The following is an 18,259-nucleotide window of genomic DNA, read 5'->3' as shown; positions in this document are numbered from 1 at the left end:
TTATTTATACTCCTAATTCATTATTCACCAACATAATGTTATTTTTTTATCAATTTTAAGATATTACTTTAATTTTTCTTTAAATCCACCACTATATAATTTATACAAACATCTTTTCTAAGCAAGATTTTTTTATATTTTTCAATTTTTCCACCTCTCGCTGATGAAGGGTGATAAGGTGGTCGAGGTTGCGGAAATATGTTCCGATTTTGGTTTGTTCCTTAACTGATGTCGGCAACATAACATCAACTTTTCCAATTTCATCTTTATTAATTTTCATCGGAATTGCTGTTTTTAAGGTTCTATTTGCCAAACCGTTCTTTACATAATCAGATTGAATTGCATTACTCAAAAAATACGGATTTGTACTCTTATATTTTAATAATGCAAGGCTGACATAGTAAGCTTTTAAGCTATTATCAGTTATTACATTTGTTGTCCCCACATCACCAATCCTCGTCATTAAAATATCATTTTCTTGTGGGTAAACTTTATAATCTCGTTTAAAATCATCTTCAGAAATATATTTTGAAGATTGTAAAGTTGCAATGTTTTCTACTGATAAAAACATTATTCCACCGTCTTGATATTTTGGAGTTTGATGCACACCGTCATATATCCCAACAATCTCCCCCAACTTACGCTGTTCCCAAGTTTCTGTAAATCCAGAAAATCTTATTTCAGGTATGTTTTTTCCTTCACGAGGAAACATTTTTTCAAGCATAGATTTTTTCACATTAACTAACTTATCATACTTTCGCTGATGAAGGGTGATAAGGTAGTCGAGGTTTGCAAAGAATAAACCGATACGCTCTTGCTCTTCCTTGTCGGGCAGTGATATAGGCGTCTTTTTGCCACTTTCAATCGTATATGTTCCTACCGTCCCAATACCCGCCGACTCTGTTATAAAATCTTGAATTGACTTTCCTGCAAAAGAGTAAAACAAGAATTTTCCAAAAACCTTATCTTCGTTTTGAAACCATATTATATTCCCGTCTTTGAAGTATAGGGGGTCGGAATTATCCACTAAATACGGCACACCGATTGTACCGACACCTGTTACGAGCATATCTCCAATGCTAACTTTTCCCGATATTGAACTGTACTCATCGTACTTCTCTTTAGATATGTATAGGTAGTCGTCAGGCTCTTCATTTTTATAAGCGGATACAATATCTCTTGCTCGCAAAAAGCGTATTCCATAGTCTGTCCAATCTGATTGATGAATTCGCTTTACAGAAGTAACATTCATCATATCTCCCAACTTACGCTGTTCCCAATCTTCCGTAAACCCTTTAAAACGAATCGAAGGTTTTTTCATATCATTCATACTACTCACCCATCAAAAGTGACTTAAACTCACTCAAGCCTTTCATATCAAATTCATTTCCTTCTAGCTCATCAATCATGGATGACAACAGTCTTTCAGTCTCTCTTATTTCCTTTTGCACATCAAGATAAGTAGTTGCATACTTTGATTGAAGAGCCTGAATTTTAGAAACAAGATTATTTACTATTGTGTCCGGTAGTTTATTTATACATTCAATCAAATTTCCAATCCATTTTTTATCAAGCAACTCACATACTTTATCGTCTGATAAATTTTCAATAGTTTCTTTTGTAAGCATATGAAGATCGGCACTTTCCTTTTTTATTTCTTTTTTTAGATCCTTCTCTTCTTGTGATAATTTTTCATATCTGGATAGTTTATCAATAAATTCCTTAACTTCATCAGTTTGAGCTTCTTTTTTTAACTCTTTCAATTTCTTCGTTACTTCTTTTCCGACAAAGGCATCATTAGAATCATTTAATATGTCGCTTTCTTTCTCTTCCTCTGTTAAAGAATCAATAAGTTCTTCATATAGCGAAGGAATCTCTGCCAATCTGTTTTCTTTCTCAGTTAGTGCAAGATACTGTTCAGATAGTATTTCTTTTTGAACCAATTCAAATGGAATAATATGTCCAACCCATCCATCTTGTATCTCTTGCTCTTTTCCGTCTTTCTTCTTCACTATCAAATTTGGATCAACTTTTTTTGTTGAACCAAACCCTTCTGATTGTATCATTTCCAAATCTCCTGCAATCTTTCCCCATTCATTGTCTAAGAGTTGATATGCTTCATATTTATCTATTAAAGAAATATCTTCTAATCGAGCGAAAATATTTTCACTGACTTCATTCTCAGATTTACCAATTTCGACTTCAGACATTTTTTCAATCCACTCACTGTATAAGTAATTATGAAAATCTTCAAATGAACTTGCAAATGCGTTTTCAAAAGACACAACATTCTCATGATTTTTGATTGTTTGTTTAATATCTTCAACAGCAACTTCAACATAAGGAATATCACTATTAGTGAAAAGGGCATCCTTTAGTGTAGGGAATGCTTCCCAGTATTCTTTCAAATCCTCAAGCTCTGATAATGGAATACCACCAAACATTGAAGCATAAATATCCCAACTTTCTGCTGCTTCAGATGAATCTACATATCGTGGAATATTAAGATTATAATCATTATTTCTTATTTCTTCCCTTGTTACTACCTTTGAAAATTTTTCAATACTTTCACGCTTAATTATTGTATCCGCAATCTTCTTAATATCTGAAGCACGTAATTTATTGTTTTTGCCCTCCTTGATAAAACCTTTTGAGGCATCAATAATCAGAGTATCTGTGTTTTCTCTTTTCTGTTTTAATACCATTACAATTGTAGGAATACCTGTTCCAAAGAAGATATTTGCAGGTAATCCAATAATTGCATCAATATGATTATTCTCAATTAAATTTTTTCGTATAGTTCCTTCTTCTCCACCTCTGAACAACACACCATGAGGCAATACAATCGTCATTATTCCATCTGGTTTTATATGAAACAAATCATGCAATAAGAAAGCATAATCCGCCTTGCCCTTTGGTGCTATTCCAAAGCGAGAGTACCTAGGATCGTGTTCTTTATTTGAAGGATCCCAGGCTTGAGAATAAGGAGGGTTAGACACCACTGCATCTACATATAGAGGATTGTATGTATTGATTGGATCATTTTCATCAAAGAAAGGCCAGTCTTCCTCCAACGTATCACCATTTCGTGTTACAATATTATCCGGTTTAATGCCTCTCATAACCAAATTCATTCGAGTAAGATTATAAGTATTCTCTTTTAGCTCTTGAGCATAATACTTTATATTGTTTCCATCAGACATATATTTTGAAACACTTTTACCTATATTGATTAGCAAAGAACCGGATCCACTTGTTGGATCGTAAATCTTTATTTCACTCTTACCTTTTAAATGATCAGCAACAATTTCTGACATCAGTACTGAAACTTCATGAGGTGTATAGAATTCTCCTGCTTTTTTTCCAGCATTAGCGGCAAATTGACTAATCAAAAACTCATATATAAAGCCAAGTACATCATAGTCTTGTTTTCCGTCCATTGGAATATCTTTAATCAATTGCAACAAACTACTTATTGCTTTCGTTTGAGCATTGGAGCTATCCCCCAATTTGCTAAGTCCTGTCTGAAGCGTATCAAATACTTTGTCAAATACCTTTTTGTGAGTTGGATAAATCAATCTGTTAAATGCAGAAAGTGCGTCCCTTACATTTGACACATCAAAATCTTTACCCATTGTTATCCAAGTAGAGAATAGGTTTTCATAGGAAATAAAGTAACCAATATTCCTTTGTATATATTCAACTGTTTCTGAATCTTCCTCCACAAGTTCCATAATGTCATCATCAGAAAACTCTTTCTCTTTTAGAAATTTGACTTCTTGATCTGACAAATACTTATAAAATATAAATCCTAAAATATAATCCTTGTACTCGTTTGCTTCAATTTTAGAACGCATTTTATTTGCTGACTCCCAAATTTTATTTGCAAGTTGCTGTTTATTCATTACTTCTTCCCCCATTTATCGAATTAATTTTTCTGAGTCTACTATTTTTATAATGTCTTGAAAAAAGAATCATAACATATAGCATACTTTTGAAATATATTATTTTATTTCTTCTTTTTTACAAACTGTTCTTATTAAGAAATACTCACTTAATAACATTATTATACTATTGAAAATAAGTATCCTCAATATATTATTTGGAAAACCAAAGTTTTTAGTAATAAAAATCTCTGATTACAATGTAGCATATTCCATATCAATATCCACACTGAATATTTTTTCGAAAGATTACCTGTTAAAATGATTACTATATTCTCGATAGATGCTTTGTTATATTTCTAAAGATTCCAGTTTTCCTTTTTTTAATGAAAAACTACAACCTAAAAAGAGCTTTACAAAAAATGTATCCCGAATTCCACCCCTCAAAACTTTCATCATATATGACAGCAGGACTAAATTTATAAATTCCCATTTTATCTGCCGTTTGATGAAAAAAATCATCAACTAAAATTTTCTCTGGCATATTTTCTTCGATTTCAAAAATTGCTGGTTCATCTTCTGAGCTTTCAAAATAAAAATCCCATTGTTTACTAGGAATTGCCACAAATTCTCCAGCAAAAATAAATTCCAATAAATATGCGCCTTTAAGAATCAACTTTCCTTCATCATAAAAATCTGGCGTTAACTCAACACGCAATTTGTCAATATCAACACCAAAATTACTTATGAATTTTAACGTTTCTGAATTCAGTACTTTCTTAAACACATCATTTAATTCTTTATCTAATTTTTTTAATTCTTTATCACTTGATAAATCTTTTTTCGAGTAATATTCACTTGTTTTTTCTTTGTTCACTCGGATTTTCCAAGGAAATAAATCTAAAGTTTTCATATTTCAGTCACCTCTACATTAATCATACTTCATCAAAAAAACTAATCTGCTTTGAACAGTTCTTTTCCTCAAATAGCTTTAGATAGTTAAATATAGCTTCATTATCATGAACTATGTTATGCTGCTCACAAAATTCGTGAAATAAAGCCGTTAGAGTTTTGTTATTTTTGCTATTCGCCACATAACTGTTGCCATACTCTCTGATGTATCTTTCTTTTAAATTTGGGAATTGCTTGTCCAGTTGATAATAAAAATATTCTCTGTTTCCATCTCTAAGTGTAAGTCCCATACCAAAGCATATTATCCCAAACACATTTGCTTCCTTGCAATAGTTCAAAATTCCAAGAATATTCTCTTTTGTATCATTAATAAATGGAAGTATAGGAGTTAACCAAACTACTGTTGGTATTCCTTCATCACGCAAAATCTTTAAAACTTCGACTCTTTCTTTCGTTGTTGAAACGTTAGGCTCTATTTTTTTACAAAGTTCTTCATCGTATGTCGTCAAAGTCATTTGAATTACACATTTTGTTTTTGAATTTATCTCCTTCAACAAGTCCAGATCTCTTAGAACATTAGCCGACTTTGTTATAAGAGTTACACCGAATCCGTACCGGTTTATCAGTTCAAGAGCTTTTCTTGTATAATTTAGCTGTAACTCCTCACGAATATATGGATCGGTCATTGAGCCTAATCCAATCATACATTTTTTTCTTTTTCGTTTTAGACTCTCTTCCAAAAGGATGATACCATTCTCCTTTACCTCTATATCTTCAAATCTATGGTTCATCTGATAGCATTTACTTCTTGAATCACAATAAATACAACCATGAGTACAACCTCTGAACAAATTCATTCCATTCTTTGAAGATAGAATTCCTTTTACTTTTGTAAAATGCACTTTATTACCTCATTTCTACAATTTTGACTTGTCTTTTACTTCAAGCAATATATCCACAATATTTTTTGCACATATTCCTAATATAGCAGTGCTACCAATATGAGATATTTTTTTATACTTTTACTCGGCACTGACGATAATATCATTTCCCTTTCTTCTTTAAAAAACTCCATTTCCAGCTATATGCTCACAATATCTACTTTTAAAATCGTCCAAATACCTTATATTCTTTCCAAATACAAAGATTCTATAGGAAGTTTTTCCGTCTTGTTCAAAGCAAGGAACATCATTCCGTATAAAAGGAATAAACATTTCTTTGATAAGAATAATCTGTTAGAGTCGGCATGGCATAGTATCCATTCCTGGAAATCTTTCTGTGTATATTACATGCTTTCCCCTTTCATCAACTTCTAGTTTGTTTATCTATATTAACTAATACTATACCATTTTTCCACCTAGTTTTATAGGCCTAACTTGTTTTTCGGAAATAAAAAAGGAAGTATCAGCTATTCCTTTTACTTCCTTTTAGTGATCTTTTTTAATTGTTTTACTTCAACAAATCGGGAATTGATTAATCAAAAAATTTTAATAAATCTCTTTTGGGTTTTATCGCACACATATCCAATATTTTCATAGAATTTATGAGCCTCTACCCTTGTTTCTCTTGAGTTTAATCTAATAAATTTAACCGATTTTTTTTGGGCATTCACTTCTAAATGCTCCATCAATTTCTTTCCAATGCCTTTCCCTTGAAACTCTGGCAAAACAGCTAATCCTAGAATATTCAGACCGCAATCTGAGTAAAGGCTTTCATAAGTCTCAGCCTCTATAAAACCAACAACCCTATGTGAATCCTCATCCTCATAAACATAAATCCAATGATGATTTATATCATTCGACAGTTTATCAATTTGCCTAATCATTAACTCCGTAGAAACTGTATATCCTAAAGAAATATCGCAAATTTTTTGTATTGATTGGGCATCTTCTTTTTTTATATTTCTAATCATTTCAGCACCTCACAACTTCTGATTTGATAATTTTTCATCAATTTTATTATATCACTTTTCCCATATTTTATCATTCAATCAGGCTGAATAGATAATAAAGAAACTGTAAAATTTTTAAAAAAGTAACCGGAGAACACAATAAATAATTTGTTCACAAGTGAAATGTTCCGTGGACAAATCGTGAACAATTAGCGCCATTATTTAGTATATTTTTCCCTCACTAATAAAGGTTGGTTTAAATCACGCCTGCTTTCTCAAAATTCCTCAGATTATTTTATATATCCATATCATCCAACCTGCCACACCTTTTGTTATCATTTTGTTGTCAGCATTAATAAGACGGAAGACAATCTATGTGGATAAATATATTAATATAATTCCTCCATGATGCATAACATCTGTTAATCGCACCCATCTGATATTCCGTAAGCTTATCTCAGTCTGCTGCACTTAGATTCATAAGCCACGCCGGGATTCAGACTCTCAATAGTCATATGAGGATTATCTCCTGCAACTGATTCAGGCTTAACGATATCTCTGTATTTTTCATTGATAAGACGATAATAATCCAAAGTTGATACCGGTCCAAGTCCGCCAACAAGACCTAATTTTTTCATAGCTTTTCTACCTTCCTTTAATTACAATTTAAATGCATTCTTTCAGTATACCACTTTGATTATTTGTATTTCCTTCTATCGTTTGGAAAGAAAGCCTGTACTTAACCATAGTGTATCACCTCTGAACTTATTCAAATTATATCTCAAAAAAATTCATTTTTCAATAGCTTTAAGCTGATAGATAGTTTCAACTTACCACTGCTTACTTTTTCTCATTAAGTTCCCAATGTCCATTATTTCCACTACCTACATAATTCAGATTATCTATCTCTTTCAAAGCCCTTTGTATCGTTTTGACACTTACCCCTGCACCTTCTGCCATATCCTGCCTTGTAATTTTGTTATTTAATCTTACATGTGCTTTTATATATTCCATAAGTTCATTCCTATCGTGAGGGACATTCTCGCCACCCACCTTCTGCGTCGCTATCTTCTTTAGAGGAATAATCGTTCTGAAGATGTCTCCCTTATCTAATACTATCTTTGCGTTAGGGAACATTTCTCTTGAAATATCAGAAACAGCTAAAACAAAATATCACATCGATCATCAGAGCTTCTGCAGCAATTACCACTGATGGAATGATGATAAACTTATGGAACTTCAGCAGGAGCTTGTTAAAAGGGCCAACAACAAAGAAGCAAGCCTACGATGAGATAGCCGACCATATTTTTGCACTCAGAGAAAAGCCCCAATTGGCCTCAATGGATACGGTACAACGTGATGAACAACTGCAGCGCATCACAGAATTGCAGGATTTCGTTAAAGACCAACCTTCCGACCTTAAGGAGTTTGATGAGGCCCTTGTAAAACGCCGGCTTAAGCAAATCATAATCTGGCCTACCCACTGCACTGTGGAATTAAAATCAGGACTCAAGGTCGATATTGAAAGATAAGCATAGATGCACGAAACCCTCCCAGCCATGATGGTTGAGAGGATTGTTTTTATTTATTCTGCTATTCTTTCAGGAAGATAATAAATCTTTCCATCTTTTGAAATTAGTTGTACATCTTCTGCATATAGCTCTGATATATCCACAATATGTAACGATTCATGACCAGATGCCTGTACAGAAATCATCGTTGCGGTTTTCTTTTCTATTGAACGGAAATTGAAATCATCGTTAAACAGTCCCAGAATAAAATGAATCACGCCATCAAATCCAGCTCTTTTTCTACGAATTTCATCAGTTTCGATGCCTAGTCGTTGAGTTGTACTATCATGCCATGCTGTAAGTCGTTCTTGCGTATCGCTTACTTGCTTTGTGTAGGTTGGTAATAACGCAACGCACTGTTCTCTTGATACAGCACCCACGTGCAATGTGTATCTCAAATCAGATATCTTGTAAAGTACATCTAATAATGACTTCTGATACATAAACCAGTTCTGTGCATTACCTAATACCTTCTCATAAGTTTCATAATCCAGATCCGTTTTCTTTGCGAAGCCTGCGAGTGTAAGATTGGCTTGTCCAAGAAGCTACGTACATTCTTCTTCCAAACTATCAAGCTGAGCAATCTTCGAAATACGCAACTCATCATTTTCTAAAATCTCGGTTTGAAAATCAGCAATCTTCTTTACATGAGCCACGAGTGAAAATATTCTACTGCGATACTCATTATCCTGAAAATCCTGTATCTGAGAAATACCATCACTAATTTCACCTAGCTCAGCATTTATCTGTGATATGTAATACTGGCCAACAACCATTGATGCAACACCCATCGCCACTGCTACAGTATTGACAAATACCGCAGTTCCTTTTTGTGCTTCTACAGCCACAAGATTAGCATGACCATTGATGCCATCAACACCATGATAGATACCGCGTACAGCACCTTCCATTGCTTTAGAATTTGTCAGTTTGGCACCTGCAGGAATAACCGCACGATACAACACTTCGCCATTTGCTGCATTACCATCCTGAGCTAATTCCGGAACATGAGCCAGAACTTTGCTATCTGTAATTTCTACTAGCTTAGTCTCATCATCAATAGCTTCAGCTGGGAGCTTCTCCATCTGAATAACAAGTTCATTTGCCTGATGAACATTGGCAAGCTCATCTTTTCCACTTATAACTGTTGATGGCACCGACACCAAATCGTTTGATGGAATAGTTTCTCTCTTCTTTAATTTTTTATAGATGATAATGTCTGCCGCTATTGCTACAGCTATGACAATACCTATTCCTATGTATTCCATTTATTTTGAACCTCCTATTGTCTCTATAATAGGCTTTGTAATTTTCGAGAATATCAAAGATTCTAATAACAATCTATATTTGCCATCATTTCGGATTCGTATTCTGCCTTCATCTCACTTTCATAATCTGCAATTGCATCAAGCATAGAATCACACCCTTCAAGAAAGTTTATTATTGCTTTTAGATACGTATACACATTACTCAAATCCATTTTTTTGTTATCAATTCTATACTCTAAACTGTAAGATGTAGGATATCGGAAATTATCTCCGTTTTTATCTAATGAATTTATTTCATCGAGTAGCTTTTCAACGATATCTACAATTGCTAAATCTTCATCGGAATCATTCGCATATTTAACAATTACCGGTTTTACATTTTTCCATAAATCTTTTTTTATATAATGGCTTTTTCGTTTCGAGTTGAATACTTTTAACGGTACACCATTATCGACCCTACTATAAAATAATCTCTTCAAACATAACTCTATAGTATTTCGGAACATAAAAATAAGTGGATATAATTTAACTTTGTTTGATATCTGATGATTTTTATAGATATAATCAATCACTTCGGTATATCCAGTGACCTTGACATGGAAGCCTTCATCTGAGATTCTTTGCCACAAATAGCAATTTCCAAATCCATGTGAAGCAAAAACAAAGAATTCAGGTTTTAAGTTATGGTCAAATTCATCCTCTTCAGAAACAATTCCTTTCTCAATGCATTTCTTTACTAACGCAAATGCTTGTAACAAATTATTGGCAACAACCACATTGTCCAAAAACTTATCTCTGTATTTTGAAAGAAAGTCGTCTTCAAATTGAAATCTGAACATATCCGATTTTTTATCGACTTCCTCTAACGAATCTAAATAGGCTGTCAACCATTCTGTCTCTTCATTAGTCGTTAGTGTAAAATAAGTATGGAGTTTTTGGAATAAAAAAATAGAGATTACATCCTAATATGTTAAAATACAGTTAACCCAAAAAACTAAACAAAGGAGTAATCTCTATGGAAACTATTATACAACAATATTGCTTAGAATTGGTAAAAAATATAGAAAAAATATTAATATTTGATGAAGAACAGGATTTGTCATCGGTTTGTCCTAAAATTCTGGAAGAGTGCAAGAAGACATCTAAAGAATTGGTAGAAAAGCATATAGAATATATGAATGAAAAAATACGAAAAGACAAATATACTCGAAAGAGTAAAGGATTATCATTAAAAGAAAAAAATATAAGTCGTAGTATTTTGACTTGCTTAGGTCAAATAGAGTACAAAAGAGATAACTACTATGATTCAACAAATAAAAAATATATTAAGCCAATGGACGAAATTTTAGGGATAAAAGCATATGAAAGAATAAGTATTGATATAAAAGCTGCATTAGTTGATAAAGCGACAGAATATTCATATGAGAAAAGTAAAGCTCTAGTTGGAGTCGATTGTATTAGTAGACAAAGCGTAAGAAATGCGATATTAAAAAGCAAAATAGAGAATATATCAATTTGCAAAAATAGGGAACGAAAGGCTGTTAAAGAGCTACATATATTTGCAGATGAAGATCATGTGCACACTCAGAAGCCTAATAAAGAAATAGGAAGGAAAAATCAAATTGTGCCAATGGTGAGCGTGTCAGAGGGAATAAAAGCAATATCAAAATCAAGAAGGAAAACAATCAATATCCAGCATTTTGTAGATAAGGAATTTAACACAAAGGATTTATGGAGGATTGTAGATAAATACATTCAAAAAAACTATGATGTAGGGGAGTTAGAAAAATTGTATATTCATGCAGATGGGGGAATGTGGATAAAAAATGGGCTAGAAGATTATAGCCAGAGAGTCTATGTTTGCGATGGATTTCATGTAAAAAAATACTTGAATACAATAAGAAAAATTGGAGATGATAAAAAAATAGTAAAAAATCTAGAGAAATTGATAAAAGAAAACAAGAAAGAAGAAGCAAAAGTGCTATTGGAAGAATTAGTTAAGTCGTGTGAAGATGAAAGGTCAAATAAAAGATGTGAAAATGTATGTAAATACATAATAAACAACTGGGAAGGAATAGTGAATAGATATACGTTAGAAGTGCCAGGAAGCTGTACAGAGGGTCAAATAAGTCATGTATTATCAGAACGATTTAGTAGGCATCCGATGGGATGGGGAAAAGAAACACTTGGAAAATTAAGTTATTTAAGAGTATATAAGAAGAATGGGAAAAAAATAGATAAAAGAATTTTTGAGGGAGAAAAAAATAAAGAACTAGAAAATATCGTAGAGAGAAGAGAAAAAATAAATTGGGAGATCTTCGATAATCCAAAGTTCATCTTCGATGAATCTAGTCCATCACAAAAAGTAGTTAAATCAATGGGAAGAATGAAAATTAACTGTTTTGGAAATTAGGATGAAAAAACTCCATAAAAAGTTGACACTATCTCATTAGTCAAAAAGCTTTCTCTACCTGTATCTATGTATTTTTTTAACAACATAGATACATCATGACAGCAGTCTTCGAAAGAATCTTGAATATCTCTCTTCCGAGGTAATACTCGACATAGTAAAGATTTCAAGCCAAGTTCAAGACTATGACGTAACAAAAATATACCTGTTAGAAACCACATATCCGATTTAATGTTATCGTGCCCACTTTCAATCACATCTGTAAATGTTTTATAACCACACTCATAGAAATGATATGAGAGCGCTTTATAATCTTCAAAACAATTTCTACTCCACTTAATAATTACGGATGTTTCTTCATTATTTATTTTCCAAAAATCCATATCCGCTGAAGGCCAAATCCATACAGAATCCCCCATTGGTGTACCTCCTTCCATAACATCTAATCCACTGCCTGCTGTATTGCCAACAGTCGAGTTGCTGGATTAGACAACATCTAAATCACTCACTCAAATTGAGTTTGCCCCCTAGATAACATCTATCCCCGTGCCACAACAACCCACAACATCTAATCCACAACCTAACCTCTCTGACCGTTTTTACAGTAGATATGTTTCAATATAAGAAATACGGACTTTCATGAGCTACCTACTAATCTCAAAAAAGCCCGTAAATACATTACTTTTCGCTATTTATTTGTCTTTCATAGACATCAATACTACGCACTCAACTTGCTCATCATTGTCCAAACTTATCCTACAATAATACATAAAAACTGTTAAAATTCAATTTAATTATCAATCTTTCTTTTTAGGATACTTTAAGCAAAATTCTTCGTTTATCTTTATAACTATAAGAATCATAATTCGGAGAAAAATAAAATAATCCTGTTTATTTTTGTTTTCATCTACTATTTGCGTACCATGTGTATATCTATTACGAATATCTAATCCATTGTCAAATTCGGACTTATTAAATAGATAATTATAATAATCCTGTTCTGGTCTCGAAAATAATGATGAAGAAAACTCCACCAATCCCATTTTATTTAATTCCAGAATAACAGATTGATACTTTTTCATATAGCTAAAACATACTACATCATGTTGGTATAACTCATTTAGTATCAATATCTTTCCCAAATCTGGTATTATTCTTTTTTTGTCATCAATTTTTATAATATTATGTTCAATTAACCAGTCAATGCTAGGTATTTGATAATCTTCAAACATATCATAATAGACATTTTCTTTTCCTAATAAACAATAAAATGAATCATAATTATTTGGTAATTTAGGGAGGTAATGAATTATTGATTGATCCGAAAATAATAAATTACTTATCGTTTGATAATCATTTCCATATGGATAAATATATTTATTACTTACCATACTTGGTATATCTTTAATAAATATATGCTCTGTTGATATATGTAATAATTCATCATCAATTTCTACGTCTTCGCAATAAATTTTAAATCTCTTTAAAAGATTATCAAATTCAGCAGCAATATTCCTACATTTTTCAAGATATGATACAGAACGTGAAGATTTATTAAAACTAAAGCCTTTTACACTAAATTCTTCTTCTAAATAATCACAAAAAAACCATTCGATAATGTCTTCCAAATATATATTATACTTTTCTAATTCATTACAATATCCAATCGTTTGAAGTTCTGCTAACATCTGAATTTGTTGAAATACAATTCCAGTAGTATATTCTTTTCTTCCTTTAATCCCTAAATTTTTTTCTATAACACTCATTTGAGATTTCCTAGAAACATGAAGAGATCTACATTGCATATCTGTATATCCAAATAAATAAATAAAATTATTTAATAATGTTGGATAATCCAAATTTTCTTTTATCCATTTTGCACTGTACAAAACCGATAGAATTCTCTTATTATCTGTTTCAAATTTAAATTCTTCATCTATCTTATTAGAGAAAGAAACCTGTACACCATATTCAAATCCAGTTCTTTCTTTGAATAAAGTCTCAATCTCTTCATCATATTTTCTTTTTGCTTTTAGCTTTAATCTATCTGTCAAACACAGGTTATTTGTACTATTTGATTCAAAAACTAGTTTTAGATAATTAGTGTTAGGTGAGTTACTTGTTATGTACTTATCTAATATTAATGTTTTCTTTTCGTTTGATAGTTCAACTGGAAAATATAAAGATTCTATATTTCTGTCATGCTTTTCCAAGTAGTAACTCAACATAATTTCAGCGCAAAATGGATTTTTTTCCATATATGTAACTATTTCACCTGAAAACTTTTTAACTAGATTTTTACACTTCAAAACATCCTTTAAGAGAAAATGTTTATTCAAAGTTATATTTCTAAATTGCTCGACTGAAATTTTTTCATAAACCTTATACTTTTCTATAAGTTTCCAAAAGTCATCTCTATAATCATAATAGATAGCATCAAACATACTTTCTATTTTATCTATATTAATTTTCGAAAAAAATATACCTATTGCTTTTGAAAAGTTACTTACAATTTCACTATAATCTTTCAACTGTTGTTTTGTCCAATGTATAGAATAGATTCTATTTTGAAAAAACTGTTGTATATTATATAATTCAATAATTTCGTTAATATCGACTCTTTTTTTCTCAATCACAGAATCACAAACAACATCTTCAATTCTCTTCAAATAAAATCCGCAGCTTAAATCATTTGTAGAATAGTATTTTACTCTTAAACCATCCTTTGTATCCATAACTATATCAACCTTTCTCAAATCATCTGAAAATACCTAAATGCATCTTTTATTGCTTCTTCTTTTTCTATTGGGCAAATCGGTTGCTTCGAGTCATTATTTTTACGTTTGTTATAATTTTCTCTTTCTTTAATTCCATACTTTTCTTTTACTTGTGCTATATACAAATTAGATACCTTAAATCCATATTTTTCTAAAACATAATTTTGAATTTGCTTATAGGTAGCCTTACTCTCAGCACTTGTTAAGTCCATATCATCCATCGGAAGTTCCAGACTAATATATTTCTTTAAATCTAGTTTGGAAAGCAACACAATTGTCTCAACATGGCACGAGCTGATACCATAGCTTACATTGGCACATTCTGTTGATTTAATAGTTCTTGGGAACATATCACATTTATTAGTATAACAACCCATATTATCCTAAAGCAGAACTGCACTTAACTGTTTTTTTAAAAGTGCTTTTCTATCCTCTATAAACTTTGGATAATTTTCATATGAATACTCCATATCTGGCAGATAATTCACAGTCCTATACTGAATCTTATCTGTATCTGTAGGATGTTGTTCGTTAAACCACTCATCAAAATCAGTAGCAAGCTTCTCTTCATTAAGCTGTGCAGCAAGAAGCTGAAGGTTACTTATATCATTAACCGTTGCAATGTACCAATCTAATTGTTCCTCAGGAACACCCTGCTTTCGGAGATAAGTTTTTGTAAATTTGCTCTTCGGATACATATGATCTTCATGGAATTTATTACTGAAATCTAGTGATGGATATAGCAACATGAGAGTTGAAAGTGTGTCACTCTTTCCATATTTAAGTTTCAAAAGGAACTCCTCAATATCTTCATCCGTAAACTGTATGGATTTATTTGTACCTTTAAACTTGTCGATGATACTGTCTAATGGAAACTCATTTGTTCCGTTTGCTTTTAAAATCTCACGAATTGGTCTAATCACATTATCTGGTTGTCCACTGAATGTCTTCTTTAACAGAGAACGTATAAGCCACTTCTTTATTTTATCTTTATTATTCTTGTTTGCCCCTGAATCAACAAAGTTATCCGGCATACCATTAATAAAAAGGTAATATGCAATTGGAATCAGCGCATTATTTGATGTTAGTGTTTCACCTGAATAACCAAATGATGAAACCAAAAGAACCGCCTGTTTAATAGCTTTCTTTATATTATCCCAATTGTTTTCAATTTTAATCATGTTTTGTTTGTTAAAATTGTCCACCTTAAAAGCAATATCCGTAAAATCACTAAGAACCAACGCCGTCTTCAGCACAAAATCTTTATTGATTTTAAATCCTGCTCCTACTGCATTTACATCATCAACAAACTCAATAATTTCTTCTCTCGCATCATGGTTTTCCCACTGTGCAGAAGCTATGGATAGAAGCAAGTCAGAGTAACTTAGAGGTGTCCCTCCACTGTTGACTCTAATAAATATATTTAGAACTTTATCGAGTTCTACCGTCTTCTCTCTATAATAACTAATCGTGCCAACCTTATTAATAATGTTATATAGCTTAGACAGAGCATTAATAGCGAATATTGTCTGTTCTTCAGTATACTTAAACTCCTTTGAAAAACCTATATTTTTAGTAACAAACATCGCAACGTCACCATCTTGTTTCATATTAAGGATTTCACCGACTTCGAACCAGTATGTATTTTCATCATTTTGCACTTCTTTATTTGTAAGAAATTTGAACTCATACTCGTTACTACTGTCCGTAGAATTTGATAGTAAGTTTAAGTATAATTTCCTAGTTGGGTATGCCTCCTGATTTTTCTTTGCCATATATTTAAGTTTATAGGCATAGGTTCCCTTAAGCCCTATATAAATTGAGGTGAGACGTTGCTGTCCATCAAGAACAGCTGTCACGCCATCCAAACCTTTTAAATCGACTTTCTTATTATGTACACCTTTATACTCATGATAATTTCTAATAAATCCATAAAAGTCATAGTCGTTTACATATTCCTTATTAATCTCCCAGAAAAGGAATGTCCCTATCGGATAGTCCCTCATAAGAGAATCAAACAAAGCTTCAATCTGCTCGGTATCCCAAACATATTCACGCTGAATAGAAGGTAAAATATATTTATTTGCAGTAATGTCCTTCATTACCTCAGCTATTGTTAATGGTGTCTCATATGCCATAATATTATCCTCCTTAGCATTCCTTTCTCTTCACATAGGTTAGCTCAATATCATAACCTAGCTTTTCCATCATCTGTACAAAGGTTTTATTAACAACCCCATCTTTTTTCTTAATGATCCGGTTAACATACTGGCTAGTAGTGCCAATCTCTTCTGCAAGCTGCACCTGCGTCTTTCCGGCTTCAATGCATTTCACTTTTACATCCACTTCAATATTATTCTTTACCATAGAATTCACCTTCCAATAGGATGTACAAAATTATCCTTAATAGATACATTATAACAGCTAAGTCAATATCTCTACAACAACAAAAACACCTCGCCGTCTTAGTTGTAAACACATATGTTACACTAATAAGAAAGTTTTTCCAAATTTACATCTTCAATCTAAAAATTAAAGGATTCGAAGTCAAGGAGAAGAGCTGTGCGTACCTTGACTTTGATTCATTTTAATTTTTATACTAGCAAGATGTATTTTGGAAATACTCTTTTACAACTTCATTTGGACTTTTAAATTTTAAACTTGTTTTTGCTGTACTATTATATCTTTTCTCATGCTTTTCCACCTGTTTTATCAATTCTTTTTCGCTAGTAAATATTTTTCGCTTATATAGAATTTTTCCATCTTCTCTATGACTTCTTTCAACTTTTCCGTTTTGCCATGGTGAATATGGTCTTGTTCTTTTTATTGTAATACCAAGTTCATATGCAGCCTTCTCAAATGCACTTTCTTTACTTGTTTTATCAACGTCATTAACAAATTCGCAGCCGTTATCTACCTGAACAATATGGATTGGAAAGCCCATTAATCTTTCTAAATCATTTAGATATTTTTTTGTTTCATGAGTGCTTTTTTCTTTTACAATCTTCAAAACTCTTTTTCTACTGTATTCATCTATACCTGTGATTTGATAGTATTTATATCCATATGCAGGAAATTTTATACAATCGTCAGGAACATATTTTATGTCTACTTGAACTTTATCTCCTGGATACTTCCCATCTATTTTATCGTATCTTGTATAGCTTTTTCGACGTATTTCTGCTTCTTTATACCCTCTTGTTCTAATTTGCCTACACATACTTGAGAAGCTTCTAGTATATCCTTTTTTACAGCATCTAACGTAAACTTCAGCTAGACCATATACTCCATTACGTTTTAACATTTTTTTTATTAGTGTCAGTTCTTCCTCTGTATGTGCTTTGGGGCTGTTTTTTGGTCTTCTTGACCTCAAAGCTAGACTTCTTACAGTTCCATCATATTTTTTAAGTTGCCTGTACACAAATTGACGATTTGTATGATAGCGCCTTGCGGCTTTTGTAACTCCATATTTTTTAGCATATTCACATAATTTTTGACGGTAACGCATTTCTTCTGTTATAATAGACATGAGAGGACTCCTTTACA

General features: G+C 32.0%; 19 protein-coding genes. 2 read left to right on the top strand and 17 right to left on the bottom strand.

Annotation, left to right across the window (positions count from 1 at the left end; translation table 11 throughout):
* Positions 1-100: 100 nt before the first annotated feature.
* The 8 genes from FYJ71_RS01255 to FYJ71_RS01220 all read right to left on the bottom strand — a co-directional run bounded on the left by FYJ71_RS01255 (position 101) and on the right by FYJ71_RS01220 (position 7,824).
* Positions 101-1,330: a restriction endonuclease subunit S gene (locus tag FYJ71_RS01255; protein WP_154537521.1), complete on the bottom strand. Its 1,230-nt coding sequence runs from the start codon at positions 1,328-1,330 to the stop codon at positions 101-103.
* Position 1,331: 1 nt separating this feature from the next.
* The gene (locus tag FYJ71_RS01250) at positions 1,332-3,905 is read right to left on the bottom strand and encodes a type I restriction-modification system subunit M (RefSeq protein WP_154537024.1); all 2,574 of its coding nucleotides are present in this window, start codon (positions 3,903-3,905) and stop codon (positions 1,332-1,334) included.
* 373 nt (positions 3,906-4,278) lie between these two features.
* A complete protein-coding gene (locus FYJ71_RS01245; protein WP_154537023.1) occupies positions 4,279-4,797 on the bottom strand; it encodes a hypothetical protein in 519 nt (172 codons plus the stop codon).
* Between the two features lie 22 nt (positions 4,798-4,819).
* On the bottom strand, positions 4,820-5,698 hold the full coding sequence (locus FYJ71_RS01240) for an SPL family radical SAM protein (protein ID WP_328597733.1): 879 nt from the start codon (positions 5,696-5,698) through the stop codon (positions 4,820-4,822).
* A gap of 15 nt (positions 5,699-5,713) precedes the next feature.
* Positions 5,714-5,773, bottom strand: a complete 60-nt coding sequence (locus tag FYJ71_RS10140) for a hypothetical protein (RefSeq protein WP_328597741.1) — start codon at positions 5,771-5,773, stop codon at positions 5,714-5,716.
* Positions 5,774-6,273: 500 nt separating this feature from the next.
* A complete protein-coding gene (locus tag FYJ71_RS01230) occupies positions 6,274-6,708 on the bottom strand; it encodes a GNAT family N-acetyltransferase (protein WP_154537022.1) in 435 nt (144 codons plus the stop codon).
* Between the two features lie 431 nt (positions 6,709-7,139).
* The gene (locus tag FYJ71_RS09870) at positions 7,140-7,325 is read right to left on the bottom strand and encodes a hypothetical protein (RefSeq protein ID WP_195836874.1); all 186 of its coding nucleotides are present in this window, start codon (positions 7,323-7,325) and stop codon (positions 7,140-7,142) included.
* A gap of 202 nt (positions 7,326-7,527) precedes the next feature.
* Positions 7,528-7,824 carry a putative DNA binding domain-containing protein gene (locus FYJ71_RS01220; protein ID WP_235899036.1) on the bottom strand — a complete coding sequence of 99 codons (297 nt, stop codon included), beginning with the start codon at positions 7,822-7,824 and terminating at the stop codon, positions 7,528-7,530.
* Positions 7,825-7,829: 5 nt separating this feature from the next.
* Here FYJ71_RS01220 and FYJ71_RS01215 point away from each other — a divergent pair, with 5 nt between their 5' ends.
* The gene (locus FYJ71_RS01215; RefSeq protein WP_235899035.1) at positions 7,830-8,219 is read left to right on the top strand and encodes a hypothetical protein; all 390 of its coding nucleotides are present in this window, start codon (positions 7,830-7,832) and stop codon (positions 8,217-8,219) included.
* A 53-nt stretch (positions 8,220-8,272) separates the two neighbouring features.
* On the opposite strand, the gene FYJ71_RS09915 is transcribed toward FYJ71_RS01215, so the two are convergent.
* The 3 genes from FYJ71_RS09915 to FYJ71_RS01205 all read right to left on the bottom strand — a co-directional run bounded on the left by FYJ71_RS09915 (position 8,273) and on the right by FYJ71_RS01205 (position 10,413).
* The gene (locus FYJ71_RS09915; protein WP_207707206.1) at positions 8,273-8,701 is read right to left on the bottom strand and encodes a hypothetical protein; all 429 of its coding nucleotides are present in this window, start codon (positions 8,699-8,701) and stop codon (positions 8,273-8,275) included.
* Positions 8,702-8,803: 102 nt separating this feature from the next.
* Entirely contained in the window at positions 8,804-9,526 is a 723-nt protein-coding gene (locus tag FYJ71_RS09910) for a hypothetical protein (protein ID WP_207707205.1), read from the bottom strand.
* Positions 9,527-9,588: 62 nt separating this feature from the next.
* Complete coding sequence (locus FYJ71_RS01205; protein WP_207707204.1) at positions 9,589-10,413, bottom strand: hypothetical protein; 825 nt, start codon at positions 10,411-10,413, stop codon at positions 9,589-9,591.
* 128 nt (positions 10,414-10,541) lie between these two features.
* Between FYJ71_RS01205 and FYJ71_RS01200 the strand changes: the two genes are divergently transcribed.
* Complete coding sequence (locus FYJ71_RS01200; protein ID WP_024397229.1) at positions 10,542-11,939, top strand: ISLre2 family transposase; 1,398 nt, start codon at positions 10,542-10,544, stop codon at positions 11,937-11,939.
* Here the strand turns inward: FYJ71_RS01200 and FYJ71_RS01195 are convergent.
* From FYJ71_RS01195 to FYJ71_RS01170, 6 genes are all read right to left on the bottom strand, one after another.
* On the bottom strand, positions 11,936-12,355 hold the full coding sequence (locus FYJ71_RS01195; RefSeq protein ID WP_154537021.1) for a hypothetical protein: 420 nt from the start codon (positions 12,353-12,355) through the stop codon (positions 11,936-11,938). The genes FYJ71_RS01200 and FYJ71_RS01195 overlap by 4 nt on opposite strands.
* Before the next feature lie 378 nt (positions 12,356-12,733).
* Positions 12,734-14,692 (bottom strand): hypothetical protein, encoded by a 1,959-nt coding sequence (locus tag FYJ71_RS01190; RefSeq protein ID WP_207707203.1) that lies wholly within the window; start codon positions 14,690-14,692, stop codon positions 12,734-12,736.
* Positions 14,689-15,090, bottom strand: a complete 402-nt coding sequence (locus FYJ71_RS01185) for a 23S rRNA methyltransferase (protein ID WP_235899034.1) — start codon at positions 15,088-15,090, stop codon at positions 14,689-14,691. Before FYJ71_RS01185 ends, FYJ71_RS01190 begins: the two co-directional genes overlap by 4 nt.
* A 6-nt stretch (positions 15,091-15,096) precedes the next feature.
* The gene (locus tag FYJ71_RS01180) at positions 15,097-16,851 is read right to left on the bottom strand and encodes a DUF262 domain-containing protein (RefSeq protein ID WP_154537019.1); all 1,755 of its coding nucleotides are present in this window, start codon (positions 16,849-16,851) and stop codon (positions 15,097-15,099) included.
* A gap of 13 nt (positions 16,852-16,864) precedes the next feature.
* Positions 16,865-17,080 (bottom strand): helix-turn-helix domain-containing protein, encoded by a 216-nt coding sequence (locus FYJ71_RS01175; protein WP_154537018.1) that lies wholly within the window; start codon positions 17,078-17,080, stop codon positions 16,865-16,867.
* Positions 17,081-17,312: 232 nt separating this feature from the next.
* The gene (locus tag FYJ71_RS01170; RefSeq protein WP_154537017.1) at positions 17,313-18,242 is read right to left on the bottom strand and encodes a DDE-type integrase/transposase/recombinase; all 930 of its coding nucleotides are present in this window, start codon (positions 18,240-18,242) and stop codon (positions 17,313-17,315) included.
* Between the last annotated feature and the right edge of the window lie 17 nt (positions 18,243-18,259).

This window comes from Peptostreptococcus porci, from assembly GCF_009695815.1.
GTDB classification, from domain to species: Bacteria; Bacillota; Clostridia; order Peptostreptococcales; family Peptostreptococcaceae; genus Peptostreptococcus; species Peptostreptococcus porci.
This window is presented reverse-complemented; position numbering and strand designations above follow the sequence as displayed.

Excerpts from the sequence above, each read along its gene's own strand:
- FYJ71_RS01180 (WP_154537019.1), bottom strand. The coding sequence starts at position 16,851 with ATGGCATATGAGACACCATTAACAATAGCTGAGGTAATGAAGGACATT.
- FYJ71_RS01200 (WP_024397229.1), top strand. The coding sequence starts at position 10,542 with ATGGAAACTATTATACAACAATATTGCTTAGAATTGGTAAAAAATATA.
- FYJ71_RS01170 (WP_154537017.1), bottom strand. The coding sequence starts at position 18,242 with ATGTCTATTATAACAGAAGAAATGCGTTACCGTCAAAAATTATGTGAA.
- FYJ71_RS01185 (WP_235899034.1), bottom strand. The coding sequence starts at position 15,090 with ATGGGTTGTTATACTAATAAATGTGATATGTTCCCAAGAACTATTAAA.
- FYJ71_RS01195 (WP_154537021.1), bottom strand. The coding sequence starts at position 12,355 with ATGGGGGATTCTGTATGGATTTGGCCTTCAGCGGATATGGATTTTTGG.
- FYJ71_RS09910 (WP_207707205.1), bottom strand. The coding sequence starts at position 9,526 with ATGGAATACATAGGAATAGGTATTGTCATAGCTGTAGCAATAGCGGCA.
- FYJ71_RS01220 (WP_235899036.1), bottom strand. The coding sequence starts at position 7,824 with ATGTTCCCTAACGCAAAGATAGTATTAGATAAGGGAGACATCTTCAGA.
- FYJ71_RS09915 (WP_207707206.1), bottom strand. The coding sequence starts at position 8,701 with ATGTATCAGAAGTCATTATTAGATGTACTTTACAAGATATCTGATTTG.
- FYJ71_RS01250 (WP_154537024.1), bottom strand. The coding sequence starts at position 3,905 with ATGAATAAACAGCAACTTGCAAATAAAATTTGGGAGTCAGCAAATAAA.
- FYJ71_RS01175 (WP_154537018.1), bottom strand. The coding sequence starts at position 17,080 with ATGGTAAAGAATAATATTGAAGTGGATGTAAAAGTGAAATGCATTGAA.
- FYJ71_RS09870 (WP_195836874.1), bottom strand. The coding sequence starts at position 7,325 with ATGAAAAAATTAGGTCTTGTTGGCGGACTTGGACCGGTATCAACTTTG.
- FYJ71_RS01255 (WP_154537521.1), bottom strand. The coding sequence starts at position 1,330 with ATGAATGATATGAAAAAACCTTCGATTCGTTTTAAAGGGTTTACGGAA.
- FYJ71_RS01245 (WP_154537023.1), bottom strand. The coding sequence starts at position 4,797 with ATGAAAACTTTAGATTTATTTCCTTGGAAAATCCGAGTGAACAAAGAA.
- FYJ71_RS01230 (WP_154537022.1), bottom strand. The coding sequence starts at position 6,708 with ATGATTAGAAATATAAAAAAAGAAGATGCCCAATCAATACAAAAAATT.